The 17,812-nt window shown below is 61.4% G+C and carries 21 protein-coding genes; 8 read left to right on the top strand and 13 right to left on the bottom strand.

The features are described from left to right. The first annotated feature begins 55 nt into the window (after positions 1 to 55). From H620_RS0115900 to H620_RS0115885, 4 genes are all read left to right on the top strand, one after another. Positions 56 to 460: a TraR/DksA family transcriptional regulator gene (locus H620_RS0115900; protein ID WP_023379760.1), complete on the top strand. Its 405-nt coding sequence runs from the start codon at positions 56 to 58 to the stop codon at positions 458 to 460. A 180-nt stretch (positions 461 to 640) separates the two neighbouring features. Next, positions 641 to 835, top strand: a complete 195-nt coding sequence (locus H620_RS0115895; protein WP_023379761.1) for a hypothetical protein — start codon at positions 641 to 643, stop codon at positions 833 to 835. Positions 836 to 1,211: 376 nt separating this feature from the next. After that, a complete protein-coding gene (locus H620_RS0115890) occupies positions 1,212 to 1,682 on the top strand; it encodes a hypothetical protein (RefSeq protein WP_023379762.1) in 471 nt (156 codons plus the stop codon). After that, a complete protein-coding gene (locus tag H620_RS0115885; RefSeq protein WP_023379763.1) occupies positions 1,679 to 1,891 on the top strand; it encodes a hypothetical protein in 213 nt (70 codons plus the stop codon). Before H620_RS0115890 ends, H620_RS0115885 begins: the two co-directional genes overlap by 4 nt. 12 nt (positions 1,892 to 1,903) lie before the next feature. On the opposite strand, the gene H620_RS0115880 is transcribed toward H620_RS0115885, so the two are convergent. The 7 genes from H620_RS0115880 to H620_RS0115850 all read right to left on the bottom strand — a co-directional run bounded on the left by H620_RS0115880 (position 1,904) and on the right by H620_RS0115850 (position 9,062). Beyond that, positions 1,904 to 2,269 (bottom strand): Na+/H+ antiporter subunit G, encoded by a 366-nt coding sequence (locus H620_RS0115880; protein WP_023379764.1) that lies wholly within the window; start codon positions 2,267 to 2,269, stop codon positions 1,904 to 1,906. Continuing rightward, a complete protein-coding gene (locus H620_RS0115875) occupies positions 2,266 to 2,544 on the bottom strand; it encodes a K+/H+ antiporter subunit F (protein WP_023379765.1) in 279 nt (92 codons plus the stop codon). Before H620_RS0115875 ends, H620_RS0115880 begins: the two co-directional genes overlap by 4 nt. Beyond that, positions 2,541 to 3,029 (bottom strand): Na+/H+ antiporter subunit E, encoded by a 489-nt coding sequence (locus tag H620_RS0115870; protein WP_023379766.1) that lies wholly within the window; start codon positions 3,027 to 3,029, stop codon positions 2,541 to 2,543. Before H620_RS0115870 ends, H620_RS0115875 begins: the two co-directional genes overlap by 4 nt. Continuing rightward, a complete protein-coding gene (locus H620_RS0115865; RefSeq protein WP_023379767.1) occupies positions 3,026 to 4,705 on the bottom strand; it encodes a monovalent cation/H+ antiporter subunit D in 1,680 nt (559 codons plus the stop codon). The genes H620_RS0115870 and H620_RS0115865 overlap by 4 nt, the downstream gene beginning before the upstream one ends. Next, positions 4,702 to 5,046, bottom strand: a complete 345-nt coding sequence (locus tag H620_RS0115860; RefSeq protein WP_023379768.1) for a Na+/H+ antiporter subunit C — start codon at positions 5,044 to 5,046, stop codon at positions 4,702 to 4,704. The genes H620_RS0115865 and H620_RS0115860 overlap by 4 nt, the downstream gene beginning before the upstream one ends. Then, positions 5,046 to 7,961 carry a monovalent cation/H+ antiporter subunit A gene (locus tag H620_RS0115855; protein ID WP_027907624.1) on the bottom strand — a complete coding sequence of 972 codons (2,916 nt, stop codon included), beginning with the start codon at positions 7,959 to 7,961 and terminating at the stop codon, positions 5,046 to 5,048. The genes H620_RS0115860 and H620_RS0115855 overlap by 1 nt, the downstream gene beginning before the upstream one ends. A 150-nt stretch (positions 7,962 to 8,111) precedes the next feature. Next, a complete protein-coding gene (locus H620_RS0115850; RefSeq protein ID WP_023379770.1) occupies positions 8,112 to 9,062 on the bottom strand; it encodes a DMT family transporter in 951 nt (316 codons plus the stop codon). Positions 9,063 to 9,145: 83 nt separating this feature from the next. Between H620_RS0115850 and H620_RS0115845 the strand changes: the two genes are divergently transcribed. Further along, positions 9,146 to 9,709, top strand: a complete 564-nt coding sequence (locus H620_RS0115845) for a helix-turn-helix domain-containing protein (protein WP_027907623.1) — start codon at positions 9,146 to 9,148, stop codon at positions 9,707 to 9,709. 19 nt (positions 9,710 to 9,728) lie between these two features. On the opposite strand, the gene H620_RS0115840 is transcribed toward H620_RS0115845, so the two are convergent. Beyond that, positions 9,729 to 10,277: a cysteine hydrolase family protein gene (locus H620_RS0115840; protein ID WP_023379772.1), complete on the bottom strand. Its 549-nt coding sequence runs from the start codon at positions 10,275 to 10,277 to the stop codon at positions 9,729 to 9,731. Between the two features lie 82 nt (positions 10,278 to 10,359). Between H620_RS0115840 and H620_RS0115835 the strand changes: the two genes are divergently transcribed. Then, positions 10,360 to 11,340, top strand: a complete 981-nt coding sequence (locus tag H620_RS0115835; protein ID WP_023379773.1) for a GlxA family transcriptional regulator — start codon at positions 10,360 to 10,362, stop codon at positions 11,338 to 11,340. On the opposite strand, the gene soxR is transcribed toward H620_RS0115835, so the two are convergent. After that, positions 11,341 to 11,793, bottom strand: a complete 453-nt coding sequence (soxR, locus tag H620_RS0115830) for a redox-sensitive transcriptional activator SoxR (RefSeq protein ID WP_027907622.1) — start codon at positions 11,791 to 11,793, stop codon at positions 11,341 to 11,343. Between the two features lie 87 nt (positions 11,794 to 11,880). Here soxR and H620_RS0115825 point away from each other — a divergent pair, with 87 nt between their 5' ends. Next, positions 11,881 to 12,261: a hypothetical protein gene (locus H620_RS0115825; RefSeq protein WP_027907621.1), complete on the top strand. Its 381-nt coding sequence runs from the start codon at positions 11,881 to 11,883 to the stop codon at positions 12,259 to 12,261. On the opposite strand, the gene H620_RS0115820 is transcribed toward H620_RS0115825, so the two are convergent. Both H620_RS0115820 and H620_RS0115815 read right to left on the bottom strand, forming a co-directional pair. Beyond that, positions 12,240 to 13,010: an alpha/beta hydrolase family protein gene (locus H620_RS0115820; RefSeq protein ID WP_023379776.1), complete on the bottom strand. Its 771-nt coding sequence runs from the start codon at positions 13,008 to 13,010 to the stop codon at positions 12,240 to 12,242. The two genes, H620_RS0115825 and H620_RS0115820, sit on opposite strands and share 22 nt — an antisense overlap. Further along, on the bottom strand, positions 12,994 to 14,103 hold the full coding sequence (locus H620_RS0115815; RefSeq protein WP_027907620.1) for a DUF3182 family protein: 1,110 nt from the start codon (positions 14,101 to 14,103) through the stop codon (positions 12,994 to 12,996). The genes H620_RS0115820 and H620_RS0115815 overlap by 17 nt, the downstream gene beginning before the upstream one ends. 224 nt (positions 14,104 to 14,327) lie before the next feature. On the opposite strand from H620_RS0115815, the gene H620_RS0115810 reads away from it, so the two are divergent. Next, positions 14,328 to 16,136: an aminopeptidase P family protein gene (locus H620_RS0115810; protein WP_027907619.1), complete on the top strand. Its 1,809-nt coding sequence runs from the start codon at positions 14,328 to 14,330 to the stop codon at positions 16,134 to 16,136. Positions 16,137 to 16,185: 49 nt separating this feature from the next. On the opposite strand, the gene H620_RS0115805 is transcribed toward H620_RS0115810, so the two are convergent. Both H620_RS0115805 and rhtA read right to left on the bottom strand, forming a co-directional pair. Continuing rightward, the gene (locus tag H620_RS0115805; RefSeq protein ID WP_023379779.1) at positions 16,186 to 16,467 is read right to left on the bottom strand and encodes a hypothetical protein; all 282 of its coding nucleotides are present in this window, start codon (positions 16,465 to 16,467) and stop codon (positions 16,186 to 16,188) included. Between the two features lie 189 nt (positions 16,468 to 16,656). After that, positions 16,657 to 17,544, bottom strand: a complete 888-nt coding sequence (gene rhtA / locus H620_RS0115800; RefSeq protein ID WP_027907618.1) for a threonine/homoserine exporter RhtA — start codon at positions 17,542 to 17,544, stop codon at positions 16,657 to 16,659. Positions 17,545 to 17,812 lie beyond the last annotated feature (268 nt).

Below are 17,812 nucleotides of genomic sequence, written 5' to 3'. Positions count from 1 at the left end.
CCAAGGCGCTGGCGGCACCCGAATCGCCCAATGCACATTTTTCATAGAGAAATCGATGACCAAGGAACAGTTGCTGGCCATGTCGGCCGATGACTACATGAACGCTGAACAGCTGGCATTCTTCACTGCCTTGCTGCAGGCGATGAAAGTCGAAACCCATGAACGCATCGAGCTGAGCCGCGCCACCATCGAAAGCCTGGATACCCCTTCGGATCCAGCCGATGTGGCCTCGGTCGAAGAAGAGCGCCACTGGCTGGTCAATGCCATCGAGCGTGACCAGCGCCTGCTGCCGCAGCTGGAAATGGCCCTGGGCCGTATCGCTGACGAAAGCTTCGGCTGGTGCGACGACAGCGGTGAGCCTATCGGCTTGCAGCGCCTGCTGATCAGTCCGACCACCAAATACTGCATCGAAGCTCAAGAGCGTCACGAGCAGCTCGACCGTCACCAGCGCCAGATCTGAGTCGACGCGTCTGACCAAGCCCCACGGAGCGATCCCTGGGGCTTTTTGCGTGACTGTCGTTTGCGAAAGATTTGTTGCCATCGGCGCAATACAGCTGTGCTGAAGCGCGCTTTTTCCGGCACCTTGGCAGGCGTATCATGGGCTCATCGTTAGGTTGCTAATTAAATTCCGGAGGGAATGATGAATAGCCGAGTCGATGTAGCCGTGATGATTGGCTCTGGCGTACCTGCAATGTTGCAGGCGCAGGGGCGGCGGGTGTGCTGGGTGGTACTGGTCAACGGCGAACGCCGGGGCACTGCCTTCGCCAGCCGTGCCGAAGCGGTCGAGTGCCAGGTGGCATGGTTACAGCAATTGGATAAGGGGCGAGCCGCCTAAGTAGGATATTGCGCCCAGCGGCGTAAGAAAAAACCTCTTTTTCTCTCGACGGATTTTGGTGTTTTCGTGCATATTTCCGCCTACGTAATGCACCGATAGATTCCAGCGCCCATTCTGCCGAGGGGCCTGTCGCAATCTGTCGCATCTTTTCTGGCATTTTTGCTGTCAGACTTTACGCTTCCCCGAGGGGAATATGCCGAAAGCCTGCACTTAGGCCAGATCTGGCAAGTCAGAGTAACGATTCCTGCATGCAGCAGCGTCTGCAGGCACAGACATCTCGTGTATTGCGTTATTAATCTTTGTCTATCGACATGAATTGGCCGCGCCTCTTGCACGAAGAGTGAGTGCGGATGTAAACGGTTTGAGGATCACTTCATTGGCAGTCAGTACTCTTGATACCCACGCTCTGTTTGCCTTGGGCGACTTGCGCGCAAGGCTCGTCAAACTGTTTCAGGGGCGTTTTGTCTATGTCACCGAGCAAAGCCCCGAAGGTTTGTACATGGCTGAAATCGACACCGACAGTGCGTTGGTCGTCGACGACAAGCAACGTTTGGAGTTGAAGGTGGGTGACCACTTCCGGGCTGCGGTATTGCCCAGTCGCGAAGGCGGCAAGCTGGAGATGCGCTTTCGTGACATCAAGCTCAATGTCTATGGCGTAGGTGACTATGCGTTCGTTTCCGTCCCTGAAGGTGAAGGCATCGTGTTTCGCGAAGGCCACGGCGTGATGCTGGTGTTCGCCGCCCAGCAACAAGTTCAGGAAGGGCTGGGCAAATTGCTCAAGGCCGTGACCGGCAAGGTTGCGAAATGGCGTAAGGGTGAGTTGACCACCTTCAAGGCCAGTGAATGAGTGAAAGCGCCGTTACGCCCCAGAGCCGGGCCGAGTTTCATCTGCGGTATCAGGCGCAAGCCACCGCGCAGGCCGAGCATCTGTTGGCACAGCGGGAGCGGATGCAGGGTGCCTGGTTGGCCTGGGTAGCGGGCCAGCTCTATCAGCTGAGCCCAGCACCCTATGCCGCGATGGTGCGGCGTGAATTGCAGCGTCTGAGCGAGGGGTAGAAAGGCGGCTGCTCAGTGGTCGTGATTTTTGTGGCTGCTGATTTCCTCAGGCACCGCTTCCTTCGACATCCGTTTGCGAAACAGCGCGGCCCTGGCCAGCAGCAGTGTGGTTACCGGTACCGTGATCGACAGCAGGATCGGAATCAGCCAGGCGTGCAGTACCGGGCCCTCCTTGAGCCACGAGAAATAAAGGATCGAGGCCAGAGAGACGCACCAGGCGCCGATAGTGGAAGCCAGTGCCGGTGGGTGCATACGCTGAAAATAGTCCTTCAGGCGCAACAAGCCCAAGGCTCCCACCAGGGCGAACAGGCTGCTGGTCAGCAGCAGTGCGGCGGTGACAAGCTCAAGCCACAGAGGCAAGTCCAGGGTGTCCGTCATTCGATCACCTCGCCGCGCAGCAGGAACTTGGCCAGGGCAAACGAGCCGACGAAGCCGAACAACGCGATCAGCAAGGCGCCCTCGAAATAAGTATCGCTGGCATAGCGAATGCCGAGCACCAGCATCATCAGCATCGCCAGGATGTACAGGTAGTCCAGCGCCAGGACTCGGTCCTGGGCGGACGGGCCACGAAACAGCCGGATCAGCGCCAGGGCCATGGCCAACGCAAAGATGAACAGGCTGGCGAGGACTGCATTGGCAAGCAGGCCTGTCATTCGAATATCTCCATCAACGGGCGTTCGTAGGTGTGCTTGAAGTGTTCGATGAAGGCGTGTTCGTCTTCAAGGTCGAACACATGCAGCAATAACACACTGCGGTCCAGGGCCAGTTCTGACCAGACGGTGCCAGGCACGACCGTGGTGATCATCGACAACGCCGCCAGGCCATGGGCATCACGCAGATCCAGCGGAATGTGCACGAATGCCGAGCGGGGTGGTCGCTTGCCTGCGCGCAACACGCCGCGTGCGACCAACAGGTTGGACACGATCACATCGATACCTACCCGGAAGATCAGCCTGGCGATGACCAGCGGCCGTCGCACATGGGCATGCTGAGGCCGCAGAGGGGCCATGAGCAAAGGCGCCAGCATGCCGAGGGCTGCGCCAAGCAGCAGGTTGCCGGCGCTCACCGATAAGTTGAGCAGCAGCCACAGCACGAACAGCGACAGGGACAGCAGCGGGGCAGGGAATAGTCGGCTCATGGTTGCACCTGCCCGTCGAGCGTGGTGGGGCCCGGTATCGGGCGTGCGGCCATCACGGCTTCTATGTACGCATCGGGTGCTTGCAAGCTGGCAGCGGTGTCCTGGGTATAGCGCAGCACAGGCTCGGCCCTGAAGCTCAGGATGATGCACAGGCCAAGCAGGATGACGATCGGCAGGTATTCGAAGCGGCGCAGTACCGGTGAAGGACGTTCCTCGGGCTTCCAGAAGCGCTGGATACCGACGCGGCAGAAGGCGATCAGAGAAGCCATGCCAGACAGCACCAGCAGTGCCACCAGCCCCCAGCCCGCCGCGCTCAGCGGTTGTTCGCTCGGAGTGCCAAGCCCTTGTGGATTGAACAGGGCGCTGATCAGGTTGAGTTTGCCAATGAAGCCCGATAGCGGCGGCATGCCGATGATCAGCAGTGCGCAAGCGATGAAGCTAAGGCCCAGGAAGGCCATGGTCCATGGGATGATCTGGCCGATCACGGCCTTTTGTTCATCGTCGAGGTTGATGCCTTTTGGAGGGTGCAGCGACTCCAGCGGCGGCGGAATGGCATCTTCCTCTTCATCCAGGGGCAGTTCGTTGGCCGAGCGCGAACGCTCGACCAGTTCTGCAAGCAGGAATAGTGCGCATAGGGCCAAGGTCGAGCTGACCAAGTAAAACAGCGCAGCGCCGATCAGGGCCGGCTGGGCGAAACCGATCGCGCCCAGCAGCGTACCAGCGGAGACCAGGATGCTCAGGGCAGCCAGCCGTTCCAGGCGTTGCGCAGCAAGAATCGACACTGCCGCCACCGCTAGCGTCACCAGGCCACCATAGACCAGCCACTGGCCACCGAAGTGCGCCGAGGCCCCGGCCTGGCCGGAGAACAGCAAGGTCCAAAGGCGCAACACCGCGTACAGCCCGACCTTGGTCATGATGGCGAACAGCGCCGCCACCGGAGCACTGGCTGAGGCATAGGCGGGTACCAGCCAGAAATTCAGTGGCCAGATGCCGGCCTTGACCAGAAACGCCATGGCCAGAATCGCGGCGCCAGCATGCAGCAGGCCACGGTCGGCTTCGGGCACCAGCGGTATCTTCAGGGCCAGATCGGCCATGTTCAGTGTGCCGGTTACGCCATAGAGCATCGCCGCGCCCACCAGGAACAACGACGAAGCGAACAGGTTGATGGCGATGTAGTGCAGGCCAGCCCTGACCCGTGCCCGGCCCGAGCCGTGCAACAACAGACCGTAGGAAGCTGCCAGCAGCACCTCGAAGAATACGAACAGGTTGAACAGGTCGGCGGTCAGGAACGCCCCGTACAGGCCCATCAGTTGGATCTGGAACAGCGCATGGAAGCTGGCGCCGGCACTGTCCCAACGGGCACGGGCGAACATCAGGGCGCTCACAGCAATGACCCCGGTCAGGGTCAGCAACAGGGCAGACAGGTGGTCGACAACCAGCACGATGCCGAACGGTGCCGACCAGTTTCCAGGCAGGTAGACACCAATGGACTCCGCCTGACCTTGGGTGCGCACCCACAGCAACAGGTAGATGGCGATGGCCAGGCCGCTGATGCTGGACAGCAGGTTCAGGCGGGCCTTGAGCTGGCGATGTTTCTCGCCCAGCAACAGCATCACTGCTGCCGTGAGCAATGGCAGCAGGATGGGCGCGACGATCAGTTGGCTCGCTCCAGTCATTCTTCACGCTCCCGGCCATCGACATGGTCGGTGCCGGTCAGGCCACGGGAGGCCAGCAGCACCACCAGGAACAGCGCGGTCATGGCGAAACTGATGACGATGGCAGTGAGTACCAAGGCCTGGGGAAGTGGGTCGGTGTAGTGCAGCAGGTCCTGGGTGACGCCGTCCTTGATGATTGGCTCCTTGCCGATGAACAGGCTACCCATGCTGAAAATGAACAGGTTTACGCCGTAGGACAGCAGGCACAGGCCCATGATCACCTGATAGGTGCGAGGACGCAGGATCAGCCACACTCCAGAGGCGGCCAACACACCGATGGCGATTGCAATGACTTCTTCCATCAGGCGGCTCCTGCTTGGCTGGATTTCGACGGGTTGGCCGGGCGGTAGGCGCGGACCGATTGGTGCGCCAGGGCGGTGAGGATCAACAAGGTCGAACCAACCACGACGGTGTACACGCCGACATCGAAGAACAAGGCGCTGGCCACGTGCACGTCACCCAGCACGGGCAGGTGCAGGTGAGCGGTATGGGTGGTCAGGAAAGGGTAACCCAGCAACATTGCGCCGACCCCGGTCAGGGTGGCGCAGAGCAGGCCGGTACCCATCCAGCGCAGCGGCCGCAGGCTCATCTGGGCTTCGACCCACTGGGTCCCGGCAACCATGTACTGGAGGATGAACGCCACAGACATCACCAGACCGGCGACAAAACCGCCGCCTGGCTGGTTGTGGCCGCGCATGAACAGGTACATCGACACCAGCAGGGCGATCGGCAGCAACAAGCGCACCAATACGGCTGGCACCATCATGAAGCCCAGTGCGGTATCGGCGGCATGACGCGGGTTGATCAGGTCGGTGACCACGTCTGGTGCCAGCAACCGTTGTTGTGCAGGCAGCTGCATGCTTTCCTTGGGCGGGCGGAAGCGGCGCAGCAGGGCGAACACGGTCAGGGCCACGGCGACCAGTACGGTGATTTCCCCCAGGGTATCGAAGCCGCGGAAGTCGACCAGCATCACGTTGACCACATTGGTCCCGCCGCCCTGGGGCAGGGCGCGGCTGAGGTAGAACGATGAAATGTCGTTGGGGGTCGGCCGGGTCAGCATGGCATATGACAACGCCGCCATGCCCGCGCCGACCAGCACCGCCAGCAGCAGGTCGCGCAGACGCCGCAGACGCGCACGCTCCTGGCTGCCGGGCAGCGGCGAGACGCCCTCGATACGGCGCGGCAGCCAGCGCAGGCCGAGCAGTATCAGCACGGTGGTGACCACTTCGACCACCAGCTGGGTCAGTGCCAGGTCCGGTGCCGAGAACCAGACGAATGTTATGCAGGTCATCAGACCGCAGACGCTGACCATGATCAACGCCGCCAACCGGTGGTATTTGGCCTGGTAGGCGGCCCCGATGGCGCAGGCGATGGCGATCAGCCACAGGGCGACGAACACGCCAGAACCCGGGATCTTCGGACGGTCACCCCAGCTCAGGCCGCTGTAAAGCATCGGCGTGAGCCCGGCCAGGAAGGCTGCCAGCACCAGCATGAACAGTTGCGCCTGCAGGCGGCGGGACGTCAACAGCCGTTCGATGCGCCGCGCCAGCAGCATCAGTCGGACCTGGCCGTGTTCGAACAAGCGCTTGCCGTTGAACCGTTCGATCAGTGGTGGGTAAGGGAAACGACCGCGACGCAATTGGTTGCGCAGCAGCAGGTACAACACGATGCCCCCGCTCATGGCGATCAGGCTCATGATCAACGGGGCATTCCAGCCGTGCCAGATGGCCAGGCTGTACTCGGGCAAGGTTCCACCTACCACCGGCAGTGCAGCCGCCGCCAGCAATGGGCCGACCGACTGGGCTGGGAAAATGCCCACCACCAGGCAGGTGAGCACCAGCAGTTCCACGGGGGCACGCATCCAGCGCGGCGGTTCATGCGGGGTGTGCGGCAAGTCCTGCGCAGTTGGGCCGAAGAACACATCGACGGTGAAACGCAGGGCGTAGGCCACGCTGAAGGTGCCCGCCAGCGTGGCAATCACCGGTAATGCGGCTTCGACCCAGGCGGTAGAGGAGATGAACACCGTCTCGGCGAAGAACATCTCTTTGGACAGGAAACCGTTCATCAGCGGTACGCCGGCCATCGAGGCGCTGGCGACCATGGCCAGCGTGGCGGTGTAGGGGACCAGGCGGATCAGGCCGCTGAGGCGGCGAATGTCGCGGGTGCCGCTTTCATGGTCGATGATGCCGGCGGCCATGAACAATGACGCCTTGAAGGTGGCGTGGTTGAGAATGTGGAACACCGCCGCTACGGCAGCCAACGGGCTGTTAAGGCCCAGCAGCAGGGTAATGAGCCCGAGGTGGCTGATGGTCGAGTACGCCAGCAGGCCCTTGAGGTCGTTCTGGAACATCGCGGCGAAGGCGCCAAGCAGCAGGGTCAGCGCGCCGGCACCGCCGACGATCCAGAACCACTCTTCGCTGCCTGAGAGTACCGGCCACAGACGGGCCAGCAGGAACACCCCGGCCTTGACCATGGTTGCCGAGTGCAGGTATGCCGACACGGGCGTGGGCGCAGCCATGGCGTGGGGTAGCCAGAACTGGAAGGGGAACTGCGCACTCTTGCTCAGGGCGCCGATCAGGATCAGTGGCAGCAACACCGGGTAGAGCGCGTGCTGGCGAATGGTCTCGCCAGCGGCCAGCACCTTGTCCAGGTCATAGCTGCCGACCACATGGCCGAGCAGCAGCGCGCCGACCAACAGGCACAGCCCGCCGGCGCCGGTGACCATCAGCGCCATGTAGGCCCCCCGGCGAGCATCGGCGCGGTGGTGCCAGTAGCCGATCAGCAGGAACGAAAACAGGCTGGTCAGCTCCCAGAAGAACACCAGCTGGATGAGGTTGCCGGAAATCACCAAACCGAGCATGGCGCCCATGAATGCCAGGAAGAAGGCGAAGAAGCGCGGTACCGGGTCTTGTGGCGACATGTAGTACCGGGCGTACAGCGACACCAGGGTGCCGATGCCCAGCACCAGCAGCGAGAACAGCCAGGCAAAGCCATCCATGCGCAGCACCAGGTTCATGCCCAGGCTTGGCAGCCATAGCAGTTCTTCGCGAATTACCCCGCCATGGGCGACTTGCGGGTACAACAGTGCTACCTGGACGGTACCGACCAAGGCTACGAGCCCGGCAAGGATGGACTCGGCGTTACGTGCATTGTGCGGCAGCACGGCTGCCAGGCAACTGCCCACGAACGGCAGAAGCAATAGCACTATCAATGACATAGCGTTCTATTCTGGAGAGGTTTGCCAAGGATCATACGTGCCGAGCAGTTGATCACCAACACGCAAGCTGTCGCAGAATCGTACAAAACCGGTGTGACAAGCTGTTTTTTTATAACAGTTTTTTACAAAGCATAGCTGCTGTTACGCGCTTTACCGGCTGCCTTCACGTTCGTGCTGAAGGGTTTCATCCGAGGCGTGGTCGGCCGCGTCACCGCGGCGGACCTTCAACTCGCTGACGATCACGGCCAATACGATCAGAGCGCCGCCGATCAGCGCCACGCCCGGCAGACGTTCGCCAGCGATGCGCCCGACGATCCCGGCCCAGACCGGCTCGCCCGCGTAGATCAAGGTGGCGCGGGTCGGCGATACCGATTGCTGGGCCCAGTTCATGGCCACTTGAATGACCGCGCTCATCGCGCCCAGTCCCAAGGCGCTGGCCAGCAGCAACCCGGAAAAGTCGGGAATGCGCTCCTGGGTCGGAACGATCATCAGAAACGACAGCAACGAAGCGGTGGCCAACTGCACCACGGTCACCCGGCGCACATCGACCTGGCCGGCATAGCGGCTGATCAGGATGATCTCGCCAGCGATGGCCACGGCGCTGACCAAGGTGACCAGTTCCCCTTCACTGAAATGCAGGGCGCCGCCTTCCGGGCCGGCCAGCAGCATCAGGCCGACGAAGGCCAGGCAGATGCCGATGCTCGGCATCAGGCCAGGTCGACGCCCGAGCACCAGCCATTGCAGCAACGGGACGAAGGGTACGTAAAGTGCGGTGATGAATGCCGACTGGCTGCTGCTGATGGTTTGCAGACCCATGGTCTGCAGGCCGTAGCCGAGCATGATGGATACACCGATCAGCATGCCGGCCTTCAGCTCGGTGAAAGTCAGGCCCGACAGTGCGCGCGCCGATACCAGGCCGACGAACAGGGCGGCGGCGGCAAAACGCAGGCCGACGAAGAACATCGGGCCACTGACGGTCATCACGTTATGGACCAGCAGGAAGGTGCCACCCCAGAGCATGGTGATGAACACCAGGACCAGTTCGGCCTTGCTCAGGCGTAAAGATAACGACGTCTTTGGGGCGGTGTCTGGCTGGTTCATGGTCTTGCGCACTCGGAGGGGGCGGCGCACAATCGCCGCAAAGTGGGCAGTATACTGCGCAACCTCTTCCAGTGAGCAATATAGTGCACAAAGATTCCGCGCACCGTTCATCGGTGCTTCAACACGTGAGCCAAAACGTCCGTCGCTTGCGTAACGGCCTGGGGCTCAGCCAAAGTGCCCTGGCGGAGCGCTCCGGGGTTAGCAGGCGCATGCTCGTGGCGATAGAGGCCGGGGAAAAGAACGTCAGCCTGACCACCCTCGACTTGATCGCCGAGGCGCTGGGCGTGGCGTTCAGCACGTTGATCCAGGCGCCTGACCACCGCGACCCAAGCCGCATCGAAGAGCTGGCCTGGGCCGGTGAGCACCCGCAGAGCAAGGCCGTGCTGCTGGCCAGCAGTGCGGCCCGACGAGAGGTCGAGATCTGGGAGTGGACCCTCGCGCCGGGGGAGTGCTACCGCAGCGAAGCCGACGCAGAAGGGTGGAGCGAGCAGATCTACGTGGCTGAAGGGCAACTGACCCTGATCATCGAAGGGGCCGAGCACTGCTTGCAGGTCGGCCAGTTCCATGTGTTTCCCAGCAACTGTCGGTACGCCTACCGCAATGATGGAAACGTGCCCACGCGGTTCGTGCGTAATGTAGTGATCTGACCGTAGGTATGGTCCGGTTTCACTGCCCCAGCAAGTCGTCGGTCTTCAACACCTTGGCATAGGCGAATGCCAGTGCGGCCATGGCCGAGGCATGCACATCGACCGCTGGAACCTGCTTGCCATCGAACTCCAGTGGCAGCGTCGCGCAGGCATCGTGCGCCACCGTGACTGCATAGCCATAGTCGGCGGCGGCACGAGTAGCGGCGTCGATGCACATGTGACTCATGCTGCCGACGATGGTCAGACTTTTTACACCGTGTTGATCCAGGGTGCGCTTGAGCGAGGTGTCGAGGAACGCGTTGACCTTGTGCTTGAGCACCTCTGGCTCACCGTCCAGGGGGGCGACTTTCTTGTGAAAGTGGGCACCGGTCGAGCCAGGGGCGAAGAACGGTGCATCAGCGCTTTCGAACTCGTGGCGAACATGCACCACCAGATCGCGTCGCGCACGGGCGGCGGCGAGCAGTCGTGCAGCGTTGTCGGCAGCGGCTTCGACACCGTCGAGAGGCCACTTGCCGCCGGGGAAGTAGTCGTTCTGGATATCGATGATGATCAGGGCGTGCTTGCTCATGTTGCCTCCTGTGGCAGTAGTCGTTGTCAGGCCATAGTTATAGGCTGTACGCACTGACCTGAGGATTGGCGCGAACGACACTATGGCGGCAAAAACTGACAACCCTGGCAGCCTGGAGATCGGCCTGCTGATCTATCCTGGCGCACAGCGTGCGGCGGTGCATGGCCTCGATGACCTGTTCACCGTTGCCAACCGTGTGGCGGCCGAGTTGGGGGCTGACGACCTGCCACGCGTGCGTGTCAGCCATTGGCAGTTGGACGAGACCGGGCAATTGCGCTGTATTGCCGATGAGCCGGGGCGCGAAGGGCATGGGCTGCGGGTGCTGATCATTCCGCCGAGTCTGGAGTCGATGCCAGTGCCTGAGGTACTGGAGCGTCACCGCTTGCCACTGTGTCACTGGCATGACCGGGGTACGGTATTGGCGTCGGTGTGCATCGGGGTGTTCTTCATTGCCGCCAGCGGGCTGCTCGACGGGCGCGCGGCCAGTACCCACTGGAACTACGCGCATACCTTGGCCCAGCGTTTCCCCAAGGTGCGTGTGGAGGCCAATCAGCCGCTGCTGGACGACGGCGACATCATGACGTCAGCCGGCTTGATGGCCTGGACTGAGCTGGGGCTGCGTCTGCTTGAGCGTTATCTTGGCGCCTCGGTGGCGTGCGAGACGGCACGCTACCTGTCGGTCGAGCCGGTTTCCACGCCAATGCCGGGGGCGCTGTTCAGCCCGAGCCTGGATCATGGTGACGAAGCTGTGCTCAGGGTTCAGCACTGGCTCCAGGCCGGAGCAGCCCACGACGCCGACCTGGCAAGCATGGCCGCCTGCGCCGGGCTTGAGGCGCGCACGTTTCTGCGGCGGTTTCGTGCCGCCACGGGGCTCAGGCCGACCGAATATTGCCAGCAAGTGAGAGTTGGGCAGGCCTGCCGGATGTTGGAATTCACCCGGCGTACGGTTGAGCAGATTGCCTGGGGCGTGGGCTACCAGGATCCGGGCGCCTTTCGTAAGGTGTTTCAGCGAGTCACTGGCCTGACGCCCAGCGAGTACCGGCGAAGATTCGTGTTGCCTTGATCAGGGCAGATGCGGCCCTGGGCCTTCTTCTGCCAGATGATCCTGACGGTTGCGCAAGGGGCAATCCTTCAACGACATGCAGCCGCAGCCGATGCAGCCATCGAGCTGGTCGCGCAACCTGATCATTTCGTCGATCCGCCGATTCAAGTCCTGGCGCCAGCGTGCGGAGAGGTGCCGCCAGTCCTCGGCGGTGGGGGTGTGGTCGCTGGGCAGCTCGGCAAGGGCCTCGGCAATTTCGGCTAAAGGTATGCCCAGGCGCTGGGCCATCTTGATCACCGCGACTCGACGCAACATCGCCCTCAAGTAGCGGCGCTGGTTCCCGGCGTTGCGGGTGCTCTGGATCAGCCCTTTGGTCTCGTAGAAGTGCAGGGCCGTCACCGCGACACCGCTGCGTGCCGCCAGTTGGCCAACACTGAGCAGCTTGTCAGCGGCGATAGGGGGCTTGCTTGGCATGCTAAAAAAGCTCTTGACCTTGAGTTAACTGGAGGTTTTACCCTGCCGAACATCTTGTAGCAAGTGCCCTCGACAAGGAGACTGCTGATGACAGCCACACCGCAAACCCTGTGGTTCACTCAGATGATCGAATACCAAGTGCCCGCCTCGCATCAGGCAGCGTTGGCCCAGGCGCTGGTCGTGCGCAGCGAAGAGTTGGCTGTGCGTTGCAAAGACTTGCAAGGGGTCAGCATCCAGACCAGCGACGATGGCAGTCGGGTGCTGCAGTGCCTGCAATGGCAGTCCCGCCAAGCCTGGGCAGCGGCTGCAGAGTGCTTTGCCGAGGAGCCGTTCTTCGACCTGTTGAGCCTACACCGGGCCCGGGGGGTCAACTTTGCCGCCTACCAGGCATTGTGCAGCCTGGTGCGCGACGCCGATGGAGACCTGCACTGCCAGATCGGTGAGGGTCAGGCATACCACGGGGCATAATGCGGGTAGCGGTCGAGGCGTGCACCGATCACCATTTCGCTGATCCACGCCGTCAGGATCGAGCTGTAGGCTTTTTGGTTCTCCTCGCTGGAAAGCGCGTGATCGGCTCCATCGACAATGCGGTGGGTGAGCGAGTGAGCGCTGACGAACGCTGAGCGATAACTCATCATCGTCGTATGAGGGACATAGTCATCCTGCTCTGATTCGACCAGTAACACGTCGCCGCGAAACGCTGCACAGGCCGCCAGGGCGCGGTTGTCGTCCGGGCCAAGCGGGCGCTGGCGGTAGGCGTTGAGGCGCTGGCGGTCGAGGGTTTGCTTGGGGCTATGCCAATCCTCGTCCCAGTACATTGCCGGTACGCGCAAGGCCAACCATTTTACGGGCCGCTGCAAGGTCAGCAGGGTTGCCAGGTAGCCTCCGTAGCTGCTTCCGATGATGGCGATAGCGTTACTATCGACGGCCGGGTGGCCGGCCAGGCGGTCGTAGGCCACCAGTAGGTCTTGGAGGTTCTGCTCGCGCGTGACGGTCAGGCGTTGGCTAGCGGTATTTTCGTGGCCACGCAGGTCGAAGGTCATGCACACGCAGCCAAGTCCCGTAATCTGTCTGGCGCGGGCCAGGTCCCGTTGCTGGCTACCGCCCCAGCCGTGGACGAACAGAATGCCTGGCATCTTGTTGCCGGGGCTGACAAGAGTGCCGGCTATGCTGTCGCCTTCGACCTGCAGATCAACGGATTCACTCTGAATACTCATAGTGGCGAATCCGTGCGAATTTGCTGAGTTGTCCGAGTTCACTGTCGTTTCCTTGGTAGAAGAGGGTGGCGTCAGTGGGTAGTTCAAGTTGCCCGAAAACTTCGTGGGTCGAGGCGCAGACCTGCTGCAGTGCCGGGTCGTCGGCGAAAGCCTGCAGTGCCAGGAGTTCTGCACTGCTGGCGCCGCCGACGCGCCACGATTGCTCGAGCACGCCGCTGCGCAGGCGGCCTTGGCCATTGCTCCCGCGTGCGATGTCATAGTTGCGCCGCGATGCGATGAAACCGGGAAAGTGCTGCTCTGCGGCTTCCTCGTAAATCATGGCCTGGCGGATCGCCAGGCGCACATGGTCTTCCAGGGGCAGTTGCAGCAAGGCGTGGTAATCAGCACGTACCACGACCAGTTCTGAGCCGCCGTAGACCTCTTCCCCTTGGTGATCACGGGTCAACTGCTGGGTGCCGTGATAGCTGCAGGTGTGGCCTGCGACCTGTACCTGGCCGACGCTGAAGGTCTGTATGTCGCTCAGGTCTTCCTCAAGCACCAGACCCCAAAGTGCCAGATCCTTGTCGTCCATGCTGGCCAATAGCGGTTCCAGTCCATCCAGTTCGCTGATGGCTTTCTGGCCACGCCCGGCGCGCGACAGGACGGGTTTGATCCGCACTGGCCCGTCGCGCAGCAACAACTGGGCTGCGCGGCGGGCATCGGACTTGCTGAATACGGTGTAGCCGCACAGCAGCGCATCGCTGGCTTGTCGGGCAAAGTCGTCGGTCCAGCCGGGCGGGAAGCTGGCATTTGCCGGCAGTGGATGGGAGATTGCCTTCGTCGCCATGTAGGGATGGCTGACCAAACCGCCAAACAGGTCACGCGCGCTGTGAATGCCCAGCGCCGTGTACCGTTGCGGGTCGATCAGCGTTTCGGTAGGCAGGTAGTAGCACTGCTCGTGTTGCGACGGTGGCAGGTCGGACAGGACCGTCTCGCACCCCAGCAGTTGGGCCAGGCCCTGGGCCAGTTTCAGATGCACGCTGTGTTCGTGTTCCGGGGTGTGCTCGCGGGTGTCGAGCAGTACCACGGTGGTTTTCTCGGTGACACGTGCCATGTGCTTCCGCCTGAGCGCGATGAATATAGAGTTTGTGAAGCTGTGGCTTGCGGTAAGTTCAGCCGGAACTGATCGGTGGTCCCGCTCGATCGTAGGCAGTGTCTCGTTCCTACAGGGCGTCATGGGCATTGCATGCCGTGAGTCGACGCCACGATTGCGACACCGTGGCTGCTGTTCCATTATCCTCATCCTGGAATAACCAAGATGTGTCCGCAGGAGTGCGCATGAACGTTCAGACCACGATTGAGCAAAGTGTGCCGGAGCGCCTGGCGCGCGTGCGCGAAGTCATGGCGCGGGAGGGTGTCGATGCCCTGCTGGTGCCTTCGGCCGACCCCCATTTGTCCGAGTACTTGCCCGGTTATTGGCAGGGGCGCCGTTGGCTGTCGGGTTTTGACGGCTCGGTGGGCACCTTGGTGGTGACTGCAGGCTTTGCAGGGGTATGGGTCGACAGCCGTTATTGGGAGCAGGCCGAGAAAGAGCTGGCCGGAAGCGGCATCGAACTGATGAAGCTGATGCCGGGCAAGCCTGGGGCGCTGGAATGGTTGGGAGAACATATTCCGTTCGATGGCACGGTGGCCGTGGATGGGGCGGTCATGGCTCTGGCTTCGTCGCGACAGCTTCAAGATCGGCTAAAAGCCCGCGAAGCGCGGCTTGTCACTGACAAGGATCTGCTGGAAGAGGTCTGGGAGGGGCGCCCGCAACTGCCCTTCAACCCGGTCTATCAGCACCTGCCTCCTTATGCCACGGTCAGCCGGGCCGAGAAACTTGCCCAGTTGCGTGGTGCCTTGCAGGAGAAGGGAGCAGACTGGCATTTCATCGCGACCTTGGATGACATTGCCTGGCTGTTCAACTTGCGCGGAAGCGATGTTTCATACAACCCGGTCTTCGTTGCCTTTGCACTTATTGGCAAGGACCAGGCAATTCTGTTCGTGGAGGCCAGCAAGCTCGATGAGCATTTGCGTCATGTGCTTGAAGTGGATGGCATCGAAGTACGTGATTACAGCGCGGTCCACGAGGCATTGAAGCGACTGCCACACGGCAGCCGGCTGCTGGTCGATCCGGCGCGCGTGACCTGCGGCCTGTTGAATAACCTGGACGCAGGGGTGCAACTGATCGAAGGTTTGAACCCGACGACGCTTAGCAAATCGCGCAAGAGCGATGAGGAACTGCGGCATATTCGGCAGGTCATGGAGCAGGATGGAGCGGCCTTGTGCGAATTCTTCGCCTGGTTCGAGGCGCAGCAGGGCCAAGAGGTGATAACCGAGCTGACTGTCGATGAGAAATTGAGCGCTGCGCGTCGACGTCGTCCAGGCTTCGTTTCGCTGAGTTTCTCGACCATTGCCGCCTTCAATGGTAACGGTGCCATGCCGCATTACCGCGCGACCGAAGCGTCCCATGCGGTCATCGAGGGCGATGGCCTGCTGTTGATAGACTCCGGAGGGCAGTACCTTGGCGGCACCACCGACATCACCCGGATGGTTCCTGTGGGTACCCCGAGTCTTGAACAGAAAAAGGACTGCACGCGTGTGCTCAAGGGGATGATCGCGCTGTCCCGCGCCACCTTTCCACGGGGCATCCTGTCGCCGCTGCTTGATGCCATTGCGCGTGCACCGATCTGGGCTGACCAGGTCGACTATGGCCATGGTACCGGGCATGGCGTGGGCTACTTCATGAACGTGCATGAAGGTCCGCAGGTGATTGCCTACCAAGCGGCGGCGGCTCCGCAGACTGCGATGCAGGCAGGGATGATCAGTTCGATCGAGCCAGGCACCTACCGGCCGGGTGCTTGGGGGGTGCGAATCGAGAATTTGGTGGCAACCCGTGAGGCGGGCAAGAGTGTGTTCGGCGACTTCCTGTCTTTCGAGACCTTGACGTTGTGCCCGATCGACACACGTTGCCTTGTCCCGGAGTCGCTAACCGAGGAGGAACGCGAATGGTTGAATGGCTATCACCTAATCGTTCGTGAGCGCCTCGCGCCGCTGTTGCAGGGTGACGCACTGACTTGGCTGGAGGCGCGAACAACTCCGTTGTGACGTGAGCCTCTGCACGACCGAAAAAGGGCAGCACTTGGGCTGCCCTTCCTTATTTACAGATGACGATCATGCTGCGGCTGGTATAGCCGGCGGGATTGATGCCGAACAGGTAATCCCCGGGTTCTTCATCGGTATCCCCGGACCGCGCGATGACTTTGTAGCCTCGCTTGCTGCACGAGTTTGCGGCCTTGCTGTAGCAGTTGTCCCATGAAGAGGAGAGCCCCGAGCAGTTGATATGCAGGCCCTTCTTCCCTCTCTTGACCTCAGTCTTGGCTGTGGCGGCACATCCAGCAATAGCGAAGATGGCCAGGATGACCAAAATACGTTTCATTCCTGTCCTTACTGTGCAGGGCTTGTCAGGTGTCGCCCTGTCGTAATTGCGTCAATTCTTCCTGAAATGTCCCCAGCGTCCGTGTTCGGCTCAGTAGATAGCGTAAACATGATGATTCTGTGACAGCTTAATCAGCACGGCGGGCGCCCACAATGGTTAATCCTGTCTCAAATGAAAATATTTCTCATATCAGTCGGCGGCGACAGGAGGATTCGCTTCCCTGCGCATCGACAGTGTGGCACCCACCGAAGCGGTAATGATCGCCGCGATGGCCAGCCACTGAGTGAATGTCAGGACCTCGCCCAGGAACACCAGCCCTGACATCGCGGCGACCGCAGGCTCGATGCTCATCAAGGTGCCAAAGGTGCGCGCGGGCATTTTCGTGAGTGCGATCATTTCCAGGCTATAGGGCAGGGCGGTCGACAGGATGGCGACACCCAGGGCTAGCGGGATCACGGCAGGTGTCAGCAGGGCGCTGCCGGCGTGGACGATACCGATAGGCGCCACGAAGATGGCGGCGACCACTACACCCAGCGCAGCCCCTTGGATACCGTGCTCGGCGCCGGCACGTTGGCCGAACAGAATATAGAGCGCCCAGCACACGCCAGCTCCCAGAGCGTAGGTGGCACCCACAAGGTCCAGCGACTGGCCGCCATGGCCGGCAGGGATCAGTAGCACTAACCCTAGAGTGGCCAGGCCAACCCACAGGAAGTCGATGGCTCGACGTGAGCCGAACAGCGCCACGGCCAGGGGGCCGGTGAATTCCAGTGCTACGGCGATGCCCAGAGGGACGGTTTGCAGGGACATATAGAAGAGGAAGTTCATGCCGCCCAGCGCCATGCCATAGATGATCACATTGCGCAGCGTGGTGGCGGTAATGCGTGCTCGCCAGGGGCGCAGGATGAGCAGCATGATCACGGACGCAAAAACCAGCCGCAGTGTGGTAGTGCCTTGTGCGCCGATGATCGGAAACATGCTCTTGGCAAGCGAGGCGCCAGATTGAATCGATGCCATGGCAATAAGCAGCAGGCCTATCGGGAAAAGGGTGGCGGCCAGACTGCGGGATTGGGTGTTCATTGCTGTGTTGCGATCCTGGGAGAGGGGTGATGTGCACTATAGTGCGCAATTGATCGGTCGGGCCGCAAGCATTGCTTCTCTATGAGGGGGGGGTGTGGGTTTCTGCGACAGGGGGGGGTTGACGGGCCTTCGAATCCCCTTATAATGCGCACCTCTTCCGACGTGGTCGAAAAAGAAACGCTTTGTTAATCAAAGAGTTAAATTTTCAGGTAGTATCGGAAGGGCTTCGATCTCGAAGTCGGTGGCGGTTGGCAAGAAGGTTGACAGC

The sequence above is a fragment of the Pseudomonas taiwanensis DSM 21245 genome (assembly GCF_000425785.1).
Classification (GTDB): domain Bacteria; phylum Pseudomonadota; class Gammaproteobacteria; order Pseudomonadales; family Pseudomonadaceae; genus Aquipseudomonas; species Aquipseudomonas taiwanensis.
Note: the sequence above shows the minus strand (reverse complement) of the source record. Positions and strands in the feature narration are given on the sequence as shown.

Excerpts from the sequence above, each read along its gene's own strand:
- H620_RS0115815 (WP_027907620.1), bottom strand. The coding sequence starts at position 14,103 with ATGGCACGTGTCACCGAGAAAACCACCGTGGTACTGCTCGACACCCGC.
- H620_RS0115860 (WP_023379768.1), bottom strand. The coding sequence starts at position 5,046 with ATGGAAGAAGTCATTGCAATCGCCATCGGTGTGTTGGCCGCCTCTGGA.
- H620_RS0115820 (WP_023379776.1), bottom strand. The coding sequence starts at position 13,010 with ATGAGTATTCAGAGTGAATCCGTTGATCTGCAGGTCGAAGGCGACAGC.
- H620_RS0115840 (WP_023379772.1), bottom strand. The coding sequence starts at position 10,277 with ATGAGCAAGCACGCCCTGATCATCATCGATATCCAGAACGACTACTTC.
- H620_RS0115810 (WP_027907619.1), top strand. The coding sequence starts at position 14,328 with ATGAACGTTCAGACCACGATTGAGCAAAGTGTGCCGGAGCGCCTGGCG.
- H620_RS0115875 (WP_023379765.1), bottom strand. The coding sequence starts at position 2,544 with ATGACAGGCCTGCTTGCCAATGCAGTCCTCGCCAGCCTGTTCATCTTT.
- H620_RS0115885 (WP_023379763.1), top strand. The coding sequence starts at position 1,679 with ATGAGTGAAAGCGCCGTTACGCCCCAGAGCCGGGCCGAGTTTCATCTG.
- H620_RS0115870 (WP_023379766.1), bottom strand. The coding sequence starts at position 3,029 with ATGAGCCGACTATTCCCTGCCCCGCTGCTGTCCCTGTCGCTGTTCGTG.
- H620_RS0115900 (WP_023379760.1), top strand. The coding sequence starts at position 56 with ATGACCAAGGAACAGTTGCTGGCCATGTCGGCCGATGACTACATGAAC.
- rhtA (WP_027907618.1), bottom strand. The coding sequence starts at position 17,544 with ATGAACACCCAATCCCGCAGTCTGGCCGCCACCCTTTTCCCGATAGGC.
- H620_RS0115825 (WP_027907621.1), top strand. The coding sequence starts at position 11,881 with ATGACAGCCACACCGCAAACCCTGTGGTTCACTCAGATGATCGAATAC.
- H620_RS0115855 (WP_027907624.1), bottom strand. The coding sequence starts at position 7,961 with ATGTCATTGATAGTGCTATTGCTTCTGCCGTTCGTGGGCAGTTGCCTG.
- soxR (WP_027907622.1), bottom strand. The coding sequence starts at position 11,793 with ATGCCAAGCAAGCCCCCTATCGCCGCTGACAAGCTGCTCAGTGTTGGC.
- H620_RS0115850 (WP_023379770.1), bottom strand. The coding sequence starts at position 9,062 with ATGAACCAGCCAGACACCGCCCCAAAGACGTCGTTATCTTTACGCCTG.
- H620_RS0115880 (WP_023379764.1), bottom strand. The coding sequence starts at position 2,269 with ATGACGGACACCCTGGACTTGCCTCTGTGGCTTGAGCTTGTCACCGCC.
- H620_RS0115835 (WP_023379773.1), top strand. The coding sequence starts at position 10,360 with ATGGCGGCAAAAACTGACAACCCTGGCAGCCTGGAGATCGGCCTGCTG.
- H620_RS0115805 (WP_023379779.1), bottom strand. The coding sequence starts at position 16,467 with ATGAAACGTATTTTGGTCATCCTGGCCATCTTCGCTATTGCTGGATGT.
- H620_RS0115865 (WP_023379767.1), bottom strand. The coding sequence starts at position 4,705 with ATGACTGGAGCGAGCCAACTGATCGTCGCGCCCATCCTGCTGCCATTG.
- H620_RS0115895 (WP_023379761.1), top strand. The coding sequence starts at position 641 with ATGAATAGCCGAGTCGATGTAGCCGTGATGATTGGCTCTGGCGTACCT.